The sequence below is a fragment of the Occallatibacter riparius genome, assembly GCF_025264625.1.
Classification (GTDB): Bacteria; Acidobacteriota; Terriglobia; order Terriglobales; family Acidobacteriaceae; genus Telmatobacter; species Telmatobacter riparius.
Genome location: NZ_CP093313.1, coordinates 4,883,117 through 4,902,272, shown reverse-complemented (window position 1 = coordinate 4,902,272; position 19,156 = coordinate 4,883,117). Strand labels below are relative to the sequence as shown.

20 protein-coding genes, 1 tRNA gene and 1 pseudogene are annotated in these 19,156 nt (G+C 55.8%); 2 read left to right on the top strand and 20 right to left on the bottom strand.

Annotated elements, in window-relative coordinates:
• Nucleotides 1-607: 607 nt before the first annotated feature.
• Nucleotides 608-1,531 carry an NmrA family NAD(P)-binding protein gene (locus MOP44_RS19920; RefSeq protein WP_260792052.1) on the bottom strand — a complete coding sequence of 308 codons (924 nt, stop codon included), beginning with the start codon at nucleotides 1,529-1,531 and terminating at the stop codon, nucleotides 608-610.
• A gap of 424 nt (nucleotides 1,532-1,955) precedes the next feature.
• The gene (locus MOP44_RS19915; protein ID WP_260792047.1) at nucleotides 1,956-2,258 is read right to left on the bottom strand and encodes a hypothetical protein; all 303 of its coding nucleotides are present in this window, start codon (nucleotides 2,256-2,258) and stop codon (nucleotides 1,956-1,958) included.
• A gap of 376 nt (nucleotides 2,259-2,634) precedes the next feature.
• Between MOP44_RS19915 and MOP44_RS19910 the strand changes: the two genes are divergently transcribed.
• Nucleotides 2,635-4,122 (top strand): MBL fold metallo-hydrolase, encoded by a 1,488-nt coding sequence (locus tag MOP44_RS19910; protein ID WP_260792046.1) that lies wholly within the window; start codon nucleotides 2,635-2,637, stop codon nucleotides 4,120-4,122.
• A 276-nt stretch (nucleotides 4,123-4,398) separates the two neighbouring features.
• Here the strand turns inward: MOP44_RS19910 and MOP44_RS19905 are convergent, their stop codons facing one another.
• The 8 genes from MOP44_RS19905 to MOP44_RS19870 all read right to left on the bottom strand — a co-directional run bounded on the left by MOP44_RS19905 (nucleotide 4,399) and on the right by MOP44_RS19870 (nucleotide 10,948).
• Nucleotides 4,399-5,196 (bottom strand): nuclear transport factor 2 family protein, encoded by a 798-nt coding sequence (locus MOP44_RS19905; RefSeq protein WP_260792045.1) that lies wholly within the window; start codon nucleotides 5,194-5,196, stop codon nucleotides 4,399-4,401.
• Nucleotides 5,197-5,347: 151 nt separating this feature from the next.
• Nucleotides 5,348-6,133, bottom strand: a complete 786-nt coding sequence (locus tag MOP44_RS19900) for a hypothetical protein (protein ID WP_260792044.1) — start codon at nucleotides 6,131-6,133, stop codon at nucleotides 5,348-5,350.
• Between the two features lie 594 nt (nucleotides 6,134-6,727).
• Nucleotides 6,728-7,738, bottom strand: a complete 1,011-nt coding sequence (locus MOP44_RS19895; protein ID WP_260792042.1) for an MBL fold metallo-hydrolase — start codon at nucleotides 7,736-7,738, stop codon at nucleotides 6,728-6,730.
• Between the two features lie 19 nt (nucleotides 7,739-7,757).
• Nucleotides 7,758-8,486 carry a cytochrome c biogenesis CcdA family protein gene (locus MOP44_RS19890; protein ID WP_260792041.1) on the bottom strand — a complete coding sequence of 243 codons (729 nt, stop codon included), beginning with the start codon at nucleotides 8,484-8,486 and terminating at the stop codon, nucleotides 7,758-7,760.
• A gap of 51 nt (nucleotides 8,487-8,537) precedes the next feature.
• The gene (locus tag MOP44_RS19885; protein ID WP_260792039.1) at nucleotides 8,538-8,843 is read right to left on the bottom strand and encodes a hypothetical protein; all 306 of its coding nucleotides are present in this window, start codon (nucleotides 8,841-8,843) and stop codon (nucleotides 8,538-8,540) included.
• A gap of 443 nt (nucleotides 8,844-9,286) precedes the next feature.
• Entirely contained in the window at nucleotides 9,287-9,673 is a 387-nt protein-coding gene (locus tag MOP44_RS19880) for a thioredoxin family protein (RefSeq protein ID WP_260792038.1), read from the bottom strand.
• Between the two features lie 184 nt (nucleotides 9,674-9,857).
• Nucleotides 9,858-10,286: a hypothetical protein gene (locus MOP44_RS19875; RefSeq protein ID WP_260792037.1), complete on the bottom strand. Its 429-nt coding sequence runs from the start codon at nucleotides 10,284-10,286 to the stop codon at nucleotides 9,858-9,860.
• Between the two features lie 80 nt (nucleotides 10,287-10,366).
• Nucleotides 10,367-10,948, bottom strand: coding sequence for a TetR/AcrR family transcriptional regulator (locus tag MOP44_RS19870; RefSeq protein ID WP_260792036.1), 582 nt, complete (start codon nucleotides 10,946-10,948; stop codon nucleotides 10,367-10,369).
• A gap of 379 nt (nucleotides 10,949-11,327) precedes the next feature.
• Between MOP44_RS19870 and MOP44_RS28160 the strand changes: the two genes are divergently transcribed.
• A complete protein-coding gene (locus MOP44_RS28160; RefSeq protein ID WP_390905453.1) occupies nucleotides 11,328-11,522 on the top strand; it encodes a CPBP family glutamic-type intramembrane protease in 195 nt (64 codons plus the stop codon).
• 212 nt (nucleotides 11,523-11,734) lie between these two features.
• Here the strand turns inward: MOP44_RS28160 and MOP44_RS28155 are convergent.
• The 10 genes and pseudogenes from MOP44_RS28155 to MOP44_RS19830 form a co-directional block, all read right to left on the bottom strand.
• Nucleotides 11,735-12,073: pseudogene (locus MOP44_RS28155) on the bottom strand (MmyB family transcriptional regulator); the annotation flags it as partial.
• Between the two features lie 145 nt (nucleotides 12,074-12,218).
• Nucleotides 12,219-12,497: a helix-turn-helix transcriptional regulator gene (locus MOP44_RS28150; RefSeq protein ID WP_390905451.1), complete on the bottom strand. Its 279-nt coding sequence runs from the start codon at nucleotides 12,495-12,497 to the stop codon at nucleotides 12,219-12,221.
• Nucleotides 12,498-12,841: 344 nt separating this feature from the next.
• Nucleotides 12,842-12,916: transfer RNA gene (locus MOP44_RS19865), tRNA-Glu, on the bottom strand.
• A gap of 90 nt (nucleotides 12,917-13,006) precedes the next feature.
• Nucleotides 13,007-13,282, bottom strand: a complete 276-nt coding sequence (locus tag MOP44_RS19860; RefSeq protein WP_260792035.1) for a DUF507 family protein — start codon at nucleotides 13,280-13,282, stop codon at nucleotides 13,007-13,009.
• Complete coding sequence (locus MOP44_RS19855; RefSeq protein WP_260792034.1) at nucleotides 13,279-13,557, bottom strand: DUF507 family protein; 279 nt, start codon at nucleotides 13,555-13,557, stop codon at nucleotides 13,279-13,281. The genes MOP44_RS19860 and MOP44_RS19855 overlap by 4 nt, the downstream gene beginning before the upstream one ends.
• A 203-nt stretch (nucleotides 13,558-13,760) precedes the next feature.
• Nucleotides 13,761-13,952: a hypothetical protein gene (locus tag MOP44_RS19850; protein ID WP_260792033.1), complete on the bottom strand. Its 192-nt coding sequence runs from the start codon at nucleotides 13,950-13,952 to the stop codon at nucleotides 13,761-13,763.
• A 432-nt stretch (nucleotides 13,953-14,384) separates the two neighbouring features.
• Nucleotides 14,385-15,893 (bottom strand): amino acid permease, encoded by a 1,509-nt coding sequence (locus MOP44_RS19845; protein WP_390905450.1) that lies wholly within the window; start codon nucleotides 15,891-15,893, stop codon nucleotides 14,385-14,387.
• A gap of 65 nt (nucleotides 15,894-15,958) precedes the next feature.
• Nucleotides 15,959-17,539, bottom strand: coding sequence for an APC family permease (locus MOP44_RS19840; RefSeq protein WP_260792030.1), 1,581 nt, complete (start codon nucleotides 17,537-17,539; stop codon nucleotides 15,959-15,961).
• Between the two features lie 137 nt (nucleotides 17,540-17,676).
• Nucleotides 17,677-18,324 (bottom strand): thiamine phosphate synthase, encoded by a 648-nt coding sequence (locus MOP44_RS19835; RefSeq protein ID WP_260792028.1) that lies wholly within the window; start codon nucleotides 18,322-18,324, stop codon nucleotides 17,677-17,679.
• 91 nt (nucleotides 18,325-18,415) lie between these two features.
• A complete protein-coding gene (locus MOP44_RS19830) occupies nucleotides 18,416-18,940 on the bottom strand; it encodes a DinB family protein (protein ID WP_260792027.1) in 525 nt (174 codons plus the stop codon).
• Nucleotides 18,941-19,156 lie beyond the last annotated feature (216 nt).

Sequence of the window (19,156 nt, the reverse complement as noted above, 5' to 3'; positions counted from 1 at the left end):
CACGGCAAACGCACAGGCTAGCACACCGATTGAAAGAATGCTTACCGGCAACATACCAATCAAAACAGAAAGACCCGCTCCAGGTCGGATTACTACGAAGGCACAAACGCAAATGAGTGCGAGTAGAGCGGGGCCAATCACATACACTTCGCGAACAAGAGGTATTGCACCTGGCGCAAATAGGATGCCGAAGACTAAGGCCCGCAATGCTAGCCCTCTGAGTCGCCTACGGGCAAAATACCAGATACCGTTAGCCACGAGGCACCAGCAAATGTAACCTCCAAGAAAGAAAAACCAATCGCGAACCGTGAACAGTTCAAATGCCATAGGTTCCTTGATTGCGCAGCCACGACCTGCGCCATTTCTGGATAACCGGTCGAGTAGCTAATCGGCCCGTTGTGTACTCGGTCAACGCTGGAAAGCCCGGTTTGTTTTACCTGAGAAATCCCGTTTCCATACTGAGGAGGAGCTTGTCACGCCACGCCTGGATGGCTTCTATCAGAGGTTTCTGTGATCACTTGCTTTTCAAAGGGAATATCCAGATATTGTGGTCGGCGCTGAAGGTGCCGAAGTGCCATCCTTCGCCGCCGTTTCAGCAACCAGTCTGCTAGTTCACTGGAGCGAAGAATTCGATGTTTGCCCTGAAGAACTCTTCTAGCCTCTGCGGATTTCGACCGGTGACTTTACGAATGACATCTGTGGGGCGTGCCTGATGTTCGCGAGTCCTGAAGTAACTCCAGAGGCGGGAGAGATGATCGACCGCGTGGGGGTTGATGCGCTCCTTCACCGAGTTGGCCCACTGCTCATCAGTGATTGACACGTAGTTAATTGGACGGCCAAGCACCTTGCTGAGCGTCTGGACAATCTGTTGCACTGTTAGAGCCTCGTTCACCAGAGGATACACCCTTTGCGAAGGCGGGGCATTGTTGGCCAGGAGGGTAGCGGCAACCCAAGCAACGTCCTCCCCGCCTGCAAGGGGAAAGACAGCGTCTCCGTTGCCCCAGGGCAGGAATATGGTGTCCTTTTCGGAGACGGTGCGGTTCACGAGTGCCCGCACGTTTTCGTAATAGGGAGGAGCCTGAACATGGACTGCTCCAATGTCTGCCCAATCAAAGACTCGATCTGTCAGGCGGTGCTGCAGGTTTCTACGTGTGGGGGCACCCACAAGATCGCGGATGAATTTGTCGTCCGGCGTGTCCTGGAATTGCGAATTATTGACAACGAGTTCTAGTCCGTGACTGCGGGCTAGCGCGGCGAACATCGTGGCTGCTTCCATAAGCCCGTCAGCGACAGGGTAGGTAAAGTAAGCACGCCGAACATCTTTCATTGCCTCGTGGACTGAAACCGGGTTAAGAAGATCCCCCACAAAGATTTCAGCGCCTTCTTTGCGCAGTGCATCGGCCCGATGGTCAACCGTTCGGACAAAAGCTCGAACAGGTATCCCTCGTTCAAGCAGGTGCGATGCGACGTGGCGTCCGCTTGCTCCCTGCTGTCCGCCGGCTGCTCCGGTGACTAATACTGGGTTTGGCATGCGATTCCTCTCCTTTCAGACGTATTGGCTGATCCTCTTCTTATGGCGGCAGCTTCGGTTTGAGGGCGTATTGGGATGATTCTCGCCGTCTCTGCTGTACCGGCTAGCGCAACGCCGGGTTGCCGTCATCGGCCATTGAGCACTGTGCTCAATTCCGGGTTGGCTCTTGGAAGATCGAGTATTTAAGCGAGCCGATCACAAACGAACGAAGGCTCTGCCGACCCCTCCGATCCCCGACAAGCCGTCGGATCTTGCCGCAAGCGCATGTTCCACGGAATAGCGAACATCTGCATAGCCAGTTGCTTCTGGCTGGCAAAGAACATGTAAAGGCCGCGATTCTCCTGCCCAGTTTGCGCCATCACGTCGTGCCGATAGCAACCATCGCGAGTGGAAAGCGGCGCCGCTCTGGAGATGATCGTCCAGATCACTGTTGAGTTTCTGTTCCCAACAACATCCGAAGAGGCATGAGGGGCCCAACTGGGATGTATTGATGCTCCATCAACTGTTCCTTTGCGAGGGGTAGGGTCTCCATGATGGCTCGCGCTTCGTCTTCGGTCTGAGCCTTAAGGAAGAAGAGCACGCCTTTGCCATCTCCGCGCGAATACCACTGACGGATCTTCCCATCGAGATACAGCTTCACCGTTGCTCGAATCTCTAAGGGCAGAACGGCCATGATCTGTTGAACAGTTACGCCCTGTTTTGGGGCCAAAAGGACCAACACTTCCATCGGTGTGGGTATAGCCGCGCTAGGTAGTTCTTGAGTCGTCATCCAGTTCACCTCGGTTGACTTTTCGCATTCTTCGGATCGCCCGCGGATATGGTCACCGCCTCAAACCCGCATCGAGTGTAAGATTATGATCGTACTCTATTGGATGCAGATTTGTTTTCGGGAAAGATTCAGCTGAAATGCAGCTGGCTCGAAATTGATAGCCGGAACTAGGTGCCGTAACGATCATCTCTAAGCCCGGCCAGGCCGATGACTTTTATGGTCAGCCGCTCTGACGCATCAGGAGACCGCTTCATTACAACTTACGTGGAAACGCGACCAGGCTTGCGTAGAAGTTAAGCAGTGATCCCGTTCAGAGTTCCTCCGGAGGAGTGGCATGAAGGCTTCTTCCCTTCTCTTCTTCATTCTTGGCTTCTCGGTCGTGGCGCATCCCCAATCTCCCGACCCCGCAATGACCTTTATTACTGCGGGGCTGAATGCAATGGGCGGAGCGCAGAAGCTCCACGATCTGGCTGGAATACACCTTGTAGCTTCTGTCGTGCGGAACGAACTTGAGCAATCGGAGCGGCCCGAAGGTCCTTACATTCTAGAAACCGGTCAGGTAGAAGAATGGCGCGATTTCCGAGCGGCTGCATGGAAGAAGAGATCTAAAGCACATGTATCCATGCAACCGGAATTTATTGTGGAGGCAGTCGTTGACGAGGGTGCCGCATCGCTAAGCTACGATGGCCACCCAGCACCCGCCTCAGGGCAGCAACTCCAGGACGCTGCAGAAGCGTTGGCCATAAGCCCCGAGCGCGTGCTGATAACGGCTGCAGCAAGTGCCGATCTCCGCTCCCTTCCCGACTCTGTGTTACAGGGAGTGACCCATCATGCCATTGCCTTCACATGGAACCGCAGGCTCATCCGCGTCTACTTGAATTCCGATACGCATTTGCCGACAGAAGTGGAGTGGACATGTGCATATCCATACGGCGTCTTCTGGAGTATCTGGGGTGATGTGAACACGCGCATCTATTATTCCTTCTGGTGGTTACAGGATGGCATTCACTACCCGCTTCAAGCCGATATCTTTCGTGATGGTCTTCACGATCAGACACTAACCATCACGAAGCTCGAGTTCAACACATCATTTTCGCCTAGTACATTCTCCATCACGCCCGAGACCAGAACGGCATTTACCTCACGGGCTGGCAAAACTATAGATGACCGGGCACCTGGACAAGCCGTTACGGAACTGGCGCCGGGCATTCTGTTCATTCCCGGTGCATGGAACACCACAATCATTCGGCAGGAAGACGGAATCGTGATTCTAGAAGCACCGATCTCTTCTGGGTATTCGGCGAAGGTAATTCAACTTGCAAAGACCAAGTTCCCCGGGATCCCGATCAAGGCCGTCATAACGACCTCTGATTCGTGGCCTCATATCGGCGGAGTACGCGAGTATGTTGCAGAAGGAATCCCTGCATATGTGCTGGACAGAACCGTTCCGCTGATCGACAGGTTTCTATACGCACCTCGTATTGAATTCCCCGATCATCTCAGCCAAAAGCCAACGCCACCCGTTTTGCTGCCCGTGAGTGGAAAGACAGTAGTGGGATCAGGTCCCAACAGAATTGAGATTTATCCCATTCACGGAGAAACGAGCGAACGGCAAATGATGGTCTATTTCCCGGAGCAAAAGCTACTATATGGCAGCGATCCATTCCAGGAACTGGAAGAAAGGGAGCTCTTTTACCCTCAAACTGTGTCTGAACTCTCAGACGCGGTAGCGCGAGAACAGCTCACTGTCGATCGGTTCTTCATGATGCATATCGGGCCGACTCCGTGGTTGAGAGTGCGTCAAACGTTGGAACCGCTCTAATGACGCCCCTTTGCACATCACTCACTCAGTACTTTTTCAAGCCAAAATGGACCGTTCCCGCCTTGCGTGCTCCTACGAGTTGAAGAGAGATGTTCCCATCCTACGTAGCGAATGGGGGTTGATGCATACGTTCGGACAGGATGCATTTTGTCCAAGACGATGCTGATCCTCGCTCCACGCGGTGGCCAGCACTCTGAGGATTGCCAGGCACCTACCGATACCCACATTCGATCGCCGTCATTCTTGCGACCGCGTACTTGATCGCCCATCCAATCATCAGGGGCCCTCGCTTTCGAAGGTCCAGACAAGCGGTTCGAACTTTCGCAGTTCGACAATCTTCGTTGCTTTTTGCTTTTCATCGAGGCAGAAGATCCACTCTCCGAGGTCGCCCTCGCGCGTAAAAACGTTTGGGCCTATCGGTATCAACCTCTTCAGATCGTTCAAATCGCGGCCGCTGTACAACTGGCCGTTCCTCAGCACAACGTGCACAACCCATCCATTCGGAAGGAGTTGGTACGTTCCTGCGAAGGCCGGCCAATTCGCTTTTGAGACCTCTTGGGTGGGAGGATTGGACGTAATTAGGCTCTGGTGCGAAGCTATCATCTTCCAAGCGGTCCCCTTCCGCACAAACGTATCGGTAGATCGGTAGCTGGTTGTGAGTTGTTGACCGAAGACCGTTTCCTTCTCATTCATGCGAAACCTGACCACCGCGACAGAGTCGCTGACCCGCTGGACAGTTAGCTCGGCAACTTCGATACTTCCCGAAAGCCCACCAGGCAATCCTGCAAGCTGCTCCAAAAACGTCTTCTTGGTCAGGACCTCGCCTTCCTCATTCGTAATGATGCAGTCATCATCGAGCGTATTGTTCCATGGATGCTTATCGCCGATGGCAACCGAATCCATTAGGAGTTGCTCTTGGCGTTGGAAGGACTCCTTTAGTTCCTTTTTTGATTGCAGTGAGAGCGCCTGCGCGGCGGCCAGCGGATAGGCCGATGCAGTGACGACTACGATGAGAGCGAATGTGTAATACCGGCCTTGCCGAAATCGTCTGGCTCCGTTGGAAACTGTGATCATGCTTACAACCCTCTGCCCGCAAGCGGGTAGGATCTTCCGTACTATCTCCGGATTCGGTGTATTCCGACTAGATTGTCCCCCAATGCCATCGCAATCGTCGACAATATCGCATAACGATCGACACCTAGTTCCCATCCTCCCCCAGTTCTTTCTACGGAGTAGCCGCGATTGCAACTGCCTGATTTGCGCCGGCGTCGATCGAGCCGGTTGTCACAGAATCCAACTTGCCATGTGTGCTCGAGTCGAACGTATATACATTCAAGTCGGGGCCGCCACCCGAATTTGCCGCCGCGATATAGGTCAAGGTGTTGTCCTCCGCCAGCCCGACAGTTGCAATGCCTGCTGCAATGCTACTCAGCGTGGTCAGGGAGTACTCCGACCCCGTCTCAGTGATTGCAAATCCGGCGATATTACCTTTAGTACTACCGCTCACAGATTTGTTCGCGACATAGACGTAGTACTCGGTTGCGAGAATTGCAGCGGGTCCGGTTCCACCAGTCCGATAGGGAGAATCGGACAATTCGCCTATGTTGGAAGTGATATCGAAAACTCGCACGCCGCCACTCTGTGTTCCGGGAAGCGCAGCCGTTTCTCCAACAAAGAGAAGGCGATTAGCCACATCAACGGCAACAGCGGTGGCTTCCCCGGTCGAACTCATCACTGGGATAGTCCTGATTGCCCCCAAAGGGTTTGTATTGCCAGCGGAGAACGGAATCACGGCAGTACCATGCGCTGCCATGGCCACAAAGAGATATGGATGTGTCGAATTGGAGGGAGACATCGCTAGCTGCGGAACATTACTGGATGGCAACGCCACGGACTGCGCTGATGCCCCATCCGCTGGTAATCCGGTTGTATAATCCAACGGAATTGCGCTCAGTGTTCCACTTCCCGAAACTGCCTCCAGCAACCACAATCCACCCGGAGCGACCTGCATCGCCTCCGCAGGGTCGGATGATATCACTGCTCCGCCATTGGCTAAAGTCAGAGTACCGCTATTCCCCGCTCTGAAGAGGAAGATTCCAGCACTCGTACTTACATATACGAAATGGCCGCTCGGTGAAAGTGCAACGGCGATGGGCTCAGAACTCAAGGAATATGGGCTTCCAGCCACGCTTCTTATGGATCCGGAAACGATGGTGAAACCTTCAATTTGGAGGGCTTTCCGATTAAGAACGTAAAAGACTCCACTACTGCTCTTCGGTGTTGGCGACGGCGGCGGATCCCAGAACCCCTTACATCCCGAAAGGATGGTCACGATTGCCACCATCACAAGATGCCATATTCGTGCTCTCAAGTCAGCTCCTTTAGCTAAATGTCCAGCCTTGGATTCGCGGTTTCAACAGTTCGCCACTGCTCAGTTGCGTGGCAGTCGCGCTCCTTGTAAGCGTACTGTCGTACTCTTCGTAGAATGCAATTAGGTCCGCGCCGGAATGCTTCATCTGACGCAGCTTCTCGCGTTATTTGCTTGTTCAACCGTTAGGGAGTCGACGAGAACAAGAAATGTGCCCGAGCTAAGTTCTCATCTCGTTCATTGGGCGAGAGGACCTGCTTCGATCCCGGCAGCCAGTGAAAGCGAAGAACCTACGCTCGCGACCACAGCCGACTTGCGCGTGAGGCCAAGATCTTGCCGCAATCGAAAGGTAGCTTCGATCCCGGTGCAATGCGCAGCAAGCAGGTTTGCTAGGTGAAATCCCTGCAATTTGGAGGCGGTCCAGTCAACCGTTTCATCCGTAGCCCTGAACAGATGTAGACCACCGACGACTCCGAAGATAGGTTTGCCGTTAACGAGTTTCGCGGCCTGCGTCACGATGTTCACGATTCCGGCGTGCCCGCATCCTGTAACCACCACCAGTCCTTTAGCGGTATTGAGCACCAAGGACGAGTCTTCTGGAATGTTGTCTTCAGCAACTCCTGCCGCGGTTACAACTCTTCCTGGCCCGTCCCAGTTGTGTTCTGGATAAACGCGAGGTATCGGACCAGTGAACCAAACACCGGGAATCAGTTCCGCGCTGAACCGATGTACAACAAAGCGGCCGCCCGTCGCGACATACTCTTTACGGATAGCGATCATTGGATTGCGCTCCCCGGATTCCGCAGGACGGCTCTCGAAGATGCCTTCTGAGACGTGGACAATCGACAGTGCTTTTGGATCATTCTTCATCAACTCGCGACGAAGTGCGAGCAGACCGTCGACATGGTCCCAGTGCGAGTGAGTGAGAACAACCTCCTGCACGCCCGACAAGTCGACATGGAGATCATGCGCATTTCTGATCACCGTGTCGGGTCGCGCCCCCGTATCCACAAGGATCCGGTGACCATCTGCCTCAACCAGAGCGGAAAAACCCCATTCACCGATCCCGGAAGTGTCGCCGACCAGCATCGTCGAAAGAACCGTAACCTTGAGCGCGTGAATCTCATGTTGCACGGTTTGCCCCATCGCGTTGCGCGCGATACCAGAGACACTACAGAGGAACATGATGATGACCGCCGCCCGGCGTGACGGGCTTCCTCGCCGGATTGCACCTAAGTCTTGAATCATCGCCTTTATCCTTCCAGGTTCAAAACCGTGTGGTGAGGCTCGTCAGCCACACTGGGGAATGCTCAACGAACCAAGCCTCGGCCAACCTATCCTTGCCTGTGACGGTTGCAATCGCGATTACCAGCATCAAGCTGCCGAGTGCCGCCTTACCCATGCTTCCGGCCTGCGCGAGTCGGTCGCGGACGCCGATCGTCGCTGACCGCGAAATATAGGCAAGAAGCACGATCGGAAGCACAGCGCCTAGACTGAATAGGCTCATGAGCGCTGCAGAGCTTAGAAGCTCGTTTCCTTGGCTAGCCAGTACGATGGCAGTGCCCAGAGTCGGACCGACGCAAGGGCTCCAGATCATCCCGAGCGCGATCCCGATGACGAATTGCCCGTAAATTCCATTCAAGGAAACGCGCGATAGCAGCCAGTTCCCAGTGTTGGCAATTCGCGAGGTTGCAATAACGAAACGTTGTTGAAGCTCTGAAGAGAGAAGGATCAGCGCGAAGAGTCCGAGAACAACTGCACCGAGAATCCTTGCGATGCCAGGACCGAAGCCAAGCGCAGCGCCTGACCGTGCCAGAATCGTTCCGATTGCCGTATAGGACACCGCCAATCCTGCGGCTAATGCTATCGGTGCACGACGATGCATGCTGATTGCGGTGCCGAGAAGAATCGGCACAATTGGCAACACGCATGGCGACAAGGTCGACAGTAGTCCTGCCAAGAAAGCAACAGCGTACGATGCAAATCCTATGTGCACTATCAATAGCTCACTGTGATAAGGTTCCCCTCGGCCCTCGCAGGGAGGGTTTCATTGCTTCAAGCTTTCGACGAACCTGACGGCCGCAGCACTGTTGGCGGCGTAATTACCACCAAGCAGGTCGCGAACCTTCACTCCCCTCACCTGTAGCAAATAGGCGGTTATCAGCTGATAGCGAAGGTACTCGCGATTGGTCTGAAAGGAAGAATCGCCGAACTTCCGCTCGAGATCCGCGAATGAGCTTTGTCCTTTCCCGACGTAATCCGAGTAGCCCTCTCTCAACCATCTAGGGATATCGCGCCAACGGCCCGCTCCGGCGTAGGAAGCAGTCATGCTGTGGGTGAGCTCATGGGTCATGTAGTACACCAGATCTCGATCGTCCCTCACTTCACGACCCGTATACTCAATCAACTCATTCCGATCAAGTTCGGATGGCCGCAGAAACACATTCCGATTGAGGGAAGCGTACGTAAGCGCGCTCGACTTGAATCCAGAATTCGCGAAGAACGCAAATGTGCAGCACTCCCGCAGACAAAGACACGTTGTTCAATGCTGCGGTCATAAATGGGCGATGTTGACAGCCTTGCCTCAACCTCTTCCAGAAGGGCTACTGCATTGGCTGGAATTGGAGCGGTCGAATAGAGACGAATGTTGTCGTGACGGATCGAGTAGTGAAAAAACGGCTGGGGGTAGCAAAGTGCGAAAACATAGAACGCAACAAATGCCATCCCTGCGCCACAAGTGGACGCTGCTCGAAAGGATATTCTCGTTCTCGTCATGCTGAGTCAAGCCCACGAGTCTCAGTGAACTACGCTGCTTAGCAAGCGCTCGATGCCTTGTTTGCTGGTATCGCCAACCGACCGGCCTTCCTCCTGTTTTCCCTTCAATACGATCAGCGTGCTTTGAACCTCCACATGGTAGGCAAGCAGCAGTGCCGTGTCGGTGTCGAAATTGATCGTGAACGCCGTCACGTCCTTGTACTTGCTTTGCGCCATCAGGTCCCGAATCACAGGCGCTTGCGCCGCGCAGGTTTGACACCAGTCTGCTCGAACATCGAGCAGTATCGGCTTGCCTTCGCCGGCGAGTTTAGCGAACTCAGCCGGATTGTATGGCTTGATCTCGCCGGCAAATGCCGCTCGAGTAGAGAAGAAGCAGATAAACAGCGCAACAACCGCAAGAAATCTCATTCGGTGTCTCCTCCCATTCTGCGGGTAGATCAGACTGTCTTCCCCGTATTCCGCAGTGAGGCAAGAATTGAGTACATTCCGCAACTGAGCGGTGGCGCGGCTACCACACCGTCCATCCGGGCCGACCATCGTGACCTTCGACTCGAACATCATCATCTCCAATAGCGCCGTCTCTCACCTACGGCTATTGGGGAGAGGGCGGCTGTTGTTGTCCGCCAGGAGCCATCAAAGCTCTGAGCGGCATGAGGGGGCCAACGGGGATGTATTCGGCATCCATCAGTTGCTCCTTCGCGAACGGCAGCGTCTCCATCACTGCTCTCGCCTCATCTTCGTTCTTCGCGTCAACGAGAAAAACGACCCCTTTGCCATCCCCACGCGAATACCATTCACGAATCTTCCCATCGAGGTATAGCTTGACGGTCGCTCGGACCTCTAGAGGAATGACAGACATTACTTGTTGGAAGCTGACGCCCTGTTTGGGGGTCTCGATCACGAGCACTGCAGTGGTTTTCGGAACGGCTATGCTAGGCAGGCCAGAAGGAGCCGCAGATTGTGAGAAAGCCAGGGAAGCTGTCGACAGCACCCCAAGGAGAATTGCATTTACAGATTTCATCAGGTTTACCTCTCGGTTCGGGGAATGTTAGTAGGTCTCCATCATCGCGTACGATCGTACTCTTTATTGAGTCAACAAAATTACTCCGCGAAGCTTCGGATAAAGAATTCCTTTGCTTCGTTCAATCTCTGCTCGCGAAGTTGAGGGTCCGAAGTAATTCGGACCATCATCAACACACCGGCCATGCTTGAAAACAACAACCTGCACTTGGCAAGTCTTTCTTCTCGACTTCGACCGGGAATGAATGGCAACAACCGCTCGCGATACGCGTCCAACGATGCCTCCACCCTTCTTCGCACCGAGACAGGCTTCCGCGCGAGTTCCGGCCCTAACGCAGAAACGACACAACCCGAACCCGGTGAATTCGCATGCCGCATACTTAGGTATCGCTCAATCATGGCTCGCAAAGCGTGGCCTTTCGGTGCGGACTCTGCAGCTTCCACCATGCCATTTCCCATCTCGTCGAAGGCTCGCGTCACAGCTTCGACGAACAGATCATCCTTGCTCTCGAAATGCCGGTAGAAGCCACCTTTCGTCAGGCCGACCTTCTTCATCACGGTTCCGATACCGCTGATATCGGCGCCATGCTCGCGAAAAGAACGAGCAGCAACGGAAAGGATATTCTCGTGGTTCTTTGCTTTGTGTTCCTGAGAGTACCGCATGCTTGATAGCGTACTACCGTACTCTATGGTTGTCAAACTCCTTCCGCTCCGATCCAATTGAACGTTTAACAAGAGATCGACTACAAGCTGGTAATCAGGTCCAGGCGTCAATCCGACACTGTACCTTCTCACCGAGAGGTGCGCCCTTCGCCAGGCTCTATTCCCTGCCGGGATTTATTGGATTGCATGGAGCAGCCGCCATATCCCGTGTCTTGCGCACGAGGACATTCACTCAAGAGCCCGCACCCCGTCTCCGGCCCCACCAAGCCCAGATCGACAAACCGATCCCGACGAGAAGAGGAAGCATAAGAAGGCTTCCCTCGGGCCCGGTGGATCCTCCGCTCCACAAAGGATTTCCGATAGCGCGAGAATCCAAAAGATGACCGCTAGCGAGTTCACCACTGTCAGGCGTACCATACAGAAACGACTGACCCCAATCCCAATCAATAATGTTGGCGAATCGTTGCTCGGCCTGGTCGTCGCCGGCGTCGGCGGTCTTATCTTCTGCCTGAGCCTCTGGTACACCCAATCACTTTGGTGTGCCATCGGCTTTCACGCTGGATGCCTCCGGTGACAGCCGACGATCGGCGACCATGACAATAAAATGAGCGCTATCGACCTGTTCAAATTGTTTCTCATGGCTGGTACCCGCCTGAATCTGAAATCGCTTACCTGGAAGCGGCGACATAAAAGTGAAGTTCGATTATCTCGGCTATATACGCCGTTTGTTGGACACCATGCAGTTGGAACTTCACGCCTTCCTCAGCGTTACGCGGGTGGAGAAATCTATCTGCCAATTCCTAGAGCTTGTGCGGTCTTTTCATCAGCTGGATAAAATGCTTCCAGCGTCACTTCCGACAATTCGATCTCAATTGGGGTGCCAAATACGGTCACTGTACTGAGAAACGATAGGTCTCCGTTTGGCGTTTTCAATCTCAGAGGGAGCGCTACTTCATTCGCCGAGTGACCTTCGGAACCATTCTGTTGCTCACTGGAGTTGAGTGGATAATTGCTCAACTCGTTCAGGAGAGTATCCAACGCAGCGTCGCGGGAAATCCGAATTTGCCGGCGTAAGCGATCGAGCAAGTGCTGACGCCATTCGCCAAGGTTAACGATATTCGGGCGAGTCCGCGCGGATGAAGGCTGATGCGTAAGGCGCTCGCGGGGCGCTTCAGCAACTCAGAATCGACACCATCGAGTAACGGTGCGAGAGCCTCATTCGCACCGACAATAATTCCAGTGCCGATCCACGAGCAACGCGGGATAGGGCTCATGGGCCCTTAGGAGTCGTTCGAGAGCAGCCTTGGCATGGAGTAACGTTGGATCCTGTAATGACCGATCGCCATAAAGGGGCGAATATCCCGCGGCGAGGAGCATCACATTCCGTTCTCTCAGAGGAACGTCCAGGTGTTCTGCCAAATGCAGAACCATTTCCCCTGGATGGTGCCGAACGTCCGCTTTCGATGAAGCTCAGATGCCTTTGAGAGACCTCAGCTTCAAGAGCGAGTTCCAGCTGGCTAAATCGCCTGAGTTCACGCCAAGATCGCACGATTTCACCTACGGTTTCCTTCCCCGCATAGCGATACTTCAGTCGCCACAGGTTCCACCCGCTGCCGAAATTTCGAGGTACGAACCGCGGGCATCAAATAGCCTGACAGTTTTTCCCTCCAGGCGCCTGGCATTTCTGATTTGTAGTTCCGTAAGGGGCATTTGGGTCTCTGCAATAGGCTGGGGGCAACTGTGAGAAGCCGCTCCCGTAGTTGCCTCCAATGTTTGCCCCCAGATGGGTCTGGCTGTCAACAAACGCACTCAGACCTTCTCGGAACCGGTCCGTTGCAAATAAAGGAGTTAGTTTATTGTCTGGACTGTATTGGACTTCTTCGGAAGGTGTTTTGGTAGCGCTAACGGGAATCGAACCCGTGTTTTAAGATTGAGAATCTCACGTCCTAACCCCTAGACGATAGCGCCACACTTTGACGGGGATGACCCCAAGGCCACTTCCCTTACTTTAACAAAAAACTGCGTTTGCGCCAAAGGGCTTCGGCGCGGGTAGCCGCTTCAGATGCCGAGTTTGCGGACTTCCTCGTTGTAGTACTTGCGGTAGAGGATCTCCCACTCCTGGGAGCCTTCGAGGATGATCTTGCGCTGGCTGGCGATCTTGGCGCGGGCAGCGGTGTCGATGCGGGCCTCTTCCATGAGCAGTGACTCGAGGGCTTTGCGGGCTTCCTGGCGGATGGTGTTGCGATCCTCGAGGAAGCCGACCTGCTCGATATCGGCGAGGGCGTCGGCCACGGTGTGGGCGAGCTTGTTCAGCTTGTCGCGGCTGATTCTCATAGCACCGCCTTGTATTTGCGCGCGAGCTCACCCTTTACCTTCTTGAACATCTCGGCGTATTGGGCGCCGGATTTGCGCATTTCTTCGGAGTAGGCCTCGAGGATCATGCGCACCTCTTCGTTGATGCGGTCCTCGAGAGACAGCTCTTCTATGAGGGCTGCGGAGACGCGCTCTTCCGTCGCTTTCAAGTCGCTCGTGGTGATGAACTTGGAGTCAACGAGGTGCTTGACCGTGCGACGGCCCAGGTAACCAATGTATTCACGGGAAAAGATCATGGACTAAGGGTCAGGATAGCGCATGGGGGCGCGACCTGTACACCCAAGTGCCTGTGGATGCAGCGGCGGTTCGGAATTGGAACACGACTGTTAAGGGGCGGCTGGCGCTGGTCACGCTCGGCGTAACGCACAAAGGGGCAAAAAACAATGGGCGCAGCTCGCGCGGCGCCCAAACGGGTTGCTCATGTCACTTGTGTTCTGTTTTATGTGACCTCACGCGCCGAGCCGTCCTCGTCGGCCAGCGAAATCAAAGGCAAGGGCACCTGGGTGAGGAAGCCGACTCTTTCGACGCAAGCCAGATCCGCCCAACCGCTGCCTTCGTTTACATACGCCACTACAAAAACTTCGTCGTGTCCTTCTACGCGCACACGATCGCGCACACGGGGCATTCTCATTTCGTGTAAGGGAACGCTAAATCTCACTGCTCACGCGAGCCGCCCCCGGCCTCCGACTTCCGTTGTAAGTTCGATAGCGGGACATTGCTTTCTATGCGTCCCGTGTTCAGGCGCAGCAGTTCTGCCTGGCCTGTTCCATGGTCCACGCTCAGTACGACGTACTGAGTATCGGAGCCCTCGATTATGACCCGTTCCCCCACTGACACTGCAGGACCTGAGCCCGTTGAAGCGGACTTCACCTCTGAATCCACCCATTACCTCTTGAAAACGCAAGATGCACGTGCGATGAGAGCTTGGATGCGTCTGAGGCCGGACAAAGTTGCCTAGCGGACATAAGGGGGCCCCAGTCAACCGGGGAAACCAAAAGGGACGGCCTCCCTTGCGGGAGGCCGTTGTCGTGCCAGTGTGGATCCAGGCCGGTCGCTTGCGGTGTCAGTCGCCTGCAGCGACGCTTTCGGGAAGCGCCTGTACTTTGCTGTGCTTGCGGGAATAGCCGAAGTAGATGATCAGGCCAACGAGCAGCCATCCAATCATGACCTCCCAGGTGATGGCAGGCAGGCGGGTCATCAGGAAGAGCGCCGAGATCATTCCAAGAATAGGCACCAGCGGCACCAAGGGAGTCTTGAACGGGCGGGGCAAATTGGGCTCGCGGACGCGAAGGACCCAGACACCGGCACTAACGATCGTGAACGCCAACAGAGTACCGATGTTTACCAGCTTCGAGAGAGCGTTGACATCGAGGAATGCCGGCATCACAGCCACAACCAATCCCACAATGATCGTAGAAATCCACGGCGTACGGAAGCGCGGGTGAATGTCGGAGCACCATCTCGGCAAGAGACCGTCTTTCGACATGGAGAAAAAGACTCGCGACTGGCCAAGGAGCATGACCAGCATGACAGTGCCAAGCCCGAAAACCGCGCCGATATCAACGAGCAGCGTGCCCCAGCCGACTCCTGTCACCTTGATGCCAAGAGCGACGGGAGCGGCGACGTCGAGGTTGGAGTACTTCACCAGACCGGTGAGGATGGTGGAGACGATGATGTAGAGGATGGTGCAGACGACCAGCGATCCGAGGATACCGATGGGCATATCCTTCTGCGGATTGCGGGCTTCCTGCGCCGCGGTGGAGACTGCGTCAAAGCCGATGTAGGCGAAGAAGACCGACGCCGCACCCATAGCGATTCCATTCAGGCCGAAATGCCCTGCCCCGTCGGAGGGCGGAATGAAAGGATGCCAGTTGGCCGTGGCGATGTGAGGATGCTGGAAGAGGAACCATCCGCCGAGCACGATGAAGACGGCGACTACGCCGAGCTTGACGAAGACGATGAAGCTGTTGAGATTCGCCGATTCCTTGATGCCGATGACCAGAATGGTGGTGACGGCGAGGATGGCCAGCAGGGCCACGAGGTTGAAGAGCCCGGTGGCATGCTGCAGATTGGTGGGATCAATACCCATGGGCAGCGACTTCAGCGGGATCCATTCGTTCTGGAAGAAGACAAGCTGGGTGCCAGGCGTGGCAGTGAACTGAGGCGGAATGTAGATGTGAAACTGGGCCAGCAGACTGGAGAGGTATCCTGACCAGCCGGCTGCAACTGTAGCCGCACCGAAACCGTACTCGAGGCAGAGATCCCATCCGATGATCCAGGCGACAAACTCACCGAGAGTGGCGTAACCGTAGGTGTATGCGGAACCCGCGATCGGGATGATTGAGGCGAATTCGGCGTAGCAGAGTCCAGCGAAAGCACAGGTAATTCCCGCGAGAACGAAGCTCAGGGAGACGGCCGGACCGGCGTCTTCAGCCGCAGCGGTTCCAGTCAGGACGAAGATGCCTGCTCCGATGATGGCCCCGATTCCCAAGGTGATGAGGTTAACGGCACCCAGGGAGCGCTTGAGCGTATGTTCGCCCTGCTCGTTCGCTTCGGCCGAAAGTAACGACATGGGTTTAGTTCGAAACAGTCTGGACATGACGAGGAACTGCCTCTCTCAAGTATTCGAAATCAGAATCAGCTTTCTTGCATTGCGGGCGCGCGCCGCGACCACAGGAAATAGACGGGAATGCCAATGAGAACGAGGACCAGACCCGGCCAGGTGTACTGGGGTTTGTACCGCAATAATACGATACATATCCAACTGGCCATGACGATATAGATGGCCGGTAGAACTGGATATCCGAGGGCTCGATAGGGGCGGGGTGCGGCGGGCCATTTGAAGCGCAGAACGAACAAGCCGATGATGGTGAGGATATAGAAGACGAGCACGGCAAAGATGATGTAGTCGAGTAACTGACTGTAAGAGCCGGAGACGCAAAGGACGGCTGTCCAGATGGCTTGAACGGCGAGCCCCGCAACAGGCGTGTGGTACTTCGGATTGAGCTTGCCGACGGACTTGAAGAAGAGGCCGTCGCGGCTCATGGCGTAATAGACGCGCGCGCCGGCCAGTGTGAGGCCGTTGGCGCAGCCGAACGTAGAGATCAGAATGGCAGCGGCCATCAGCTTGGCTCCGCCAAAGCTGAATATCTGGTTGAGTGCCGCGGTCGCTACTCGATCTTCGGTGGCATATTGCACGCCGCGCGTAAAGACGGTTGCGCCGTTGGGGTCGCCATGCATGGGCAGGACCATGATGTAGACAAGCGACGCAAGGATGTAAGCGGTGATGACGAACCCAGTGCCGAGGACTAGGGACAGCGGGATGTTGCGCCTGGGGTTCTTCACTTCCCCGGCGGTGAAGGTGATGTTGTTCCACGCGTCTGAGGAGAAGAGCGATCCGACCTGCACGACGGCGAGGACGACGAACAGGTTGACCATGACGATGGGTCCCCCGACGCCGACCTGAACGGGGTGCAGAGCGTGCCAGCCTGAGTTCGACCAGAACTCGGTGAAGTGCGCGCCGAAGTTGGAATTGATGGCGCCGGCGTTGCGACCGATGGTGATGCCGAGGATGATGAGCGCGGCCAGTGAGAGAGCTTTCGCCGAGGTGAAGACGTTCTGGATGAGCGCGCCGAGTTTGACGCCGAAGATGTTGACGAACGCCAACAGGAAGACGATGACGATGCCCGTAAGGTTGGCGGTGTTTACGCCGATGTCCATGTTGCCGAGGACCATGGGGCCGACATGGATGGGCGGCACGTGCGCGATGTGCCAGAGCCAATTCGTCGTGGATACGGACGGGAAGAAGACGCCGAGGAACTTGCCGAATGCGACGCAGACCGCGGCAATGGTGCCGGTCTGGATGACGACAAAGAGTGTCCAGCCGTAGAGGAAACCCCATAGCGGGCCGAGCGACTCTCGAAGATAGACATATTGACCGCCGGCCTTGGGCATCATGGCGGCAAGTTCGCCGTAGCTGAGCGCGGCAATGATGGTGAGGACCCCGGTCACGACCCAGGCGCCAAGGTAGAGAGCCGGAGAGTTGGTTACGCGGGCAATGTCGGAGTCGACGAGGAAGATGCCCGAACCGATCATGGAGCCGATGACGAGTGCCGTGGAGCTGAACAGGCCCAGGCTCTGAACCATTTTGGTTGAGCCGTTTTTGCTTGGAGCGGCCTGGGTGCCGGGAACGGTTTGGGGGGTCGTCACTTCGCTCATTCTTACGCTTTTCTATCCAGGATGTCTTTATCTTTCTCGCGTGCAGGGGTGGTTCCAAGGTAAGCGCAAGAGGTGAGATCCGTCCATAGCGACGGCCTAAAGACTAGTGACGTGGATGGGTCATTGGAGGATACCTGCTAGAAGTCGGCCAGGCGTTCGCGCCAGCGGCGGAATTCGGATGCGGGATCTGCGGCGCTGAAGAGCGCGGCTGCGACGGCGACGGTTGATGCCCCGGCTTCGAGTACGAGCGGAGCCGTGTCGAGGGTGATGCCCGCCGCGGCGGTGAGAATCACGTCCGGTCCAGCCTGCTGACGCAGACGACGGACGCCATCGATGCCGATGGGCTTCTTGTCGGTCTGCTTGGTGGTCGTCGAGAAGACAGGACCGATGGCGAAGTAGTTTGCGGGCTCGTCGAGAATGCCGGGAATCAGCGCGTCACTCCCGGCGAAGGTCCCGATGATGCGGCCCGGGCCAACGATCCTTCGGGCCTCGCGAACCGAGATATCACCTGCGTCGACGTGGACGCCGTCGAATCCCACCTCGCATACGAGGTCGGCGCGGTCGTCCAGGATGAGTCGGATGCTCTCGTCGGACATGACCGCGCGCAGAGTCTCGGCATCGGAACGGAGCTCAGCGTCGGAGCCGGTCTTCTTGCGGTACTCGAGAAGCGTGACGCCTGCGTCCGCGAGGGCAGCGCCGAGGTCGTGAAGAAACTGCCTGCGACCGCTGGCAGGAATGAACGAGGAATCAAGAATCGGATAGATCGGCGGGAACTGATAAGCCATGCAATCAGAGTAGACGGTCCGAGAGGCGTCAGCCGCCAGCCTGGCTGTGTTGATTGCCTTGAGCTGACGGCTGAAGCTGAGGGGCTGGTTCTTAGGCCACTTCGGCCGGTTGCTCTGCGGGCATCTCGTCGGCGGAGGGGCCGTACATGCCGGGGATTTTCGTGCCGAGCAGACGAAGATAGACGCCAAGCTGCGCGCGGTGGTGGATCATGTGGTTGAGCACCCAAGTGCGCATGACGTTGTATTTCGTGTCATCGATCCAGGTCTGATCGCCGGCGACGAACTTCCAGTTGGAATCCCATTTTTCGGGAGTCATGGCGGAGAGTGCTGACTTGGCGGTCGCCAGTTTCGCCTCGAATTGGGCGAGCAGATCGGCTTTGTTCTTGTAATCGGCTGGCGCCATGTCGGGCGTCCAGTCGAGGCGATCGGTGGTGAGGGCATGGACCGCCCAGTCGCCGGTGCAGTCGGCGACATGGTTGGCGAGTTTGCCGAGGGTCATGGATTTGTCGTGCGGCTTCCAGGAGAAGTCCGCGCCGTCAGGTATGGCGTTGAGAAGTTTGCGGGTGCTTTCCGTTTCGGAATCGAATTCGGCGATGATGCTTTTCAGAACGTCCATTAATGCTACCTCCGGGTGCGGAAGCAAGGATAAAACAGAAATGCGTTAAAGGGCGAAGAAAAAGCGGCAATTGTTGCGAAGCGGCAAGGTGAGATCGGCCCCGTCTTCGCTTCGGGCTCTGTCGCATGCATCGTCCCCTTTCGGTGCTTTTTGAAAAGTCGAACTGCCGCGGATTCTGCAACTCGCATCCAATCCCGTTGATGAAACTCGGTGGTT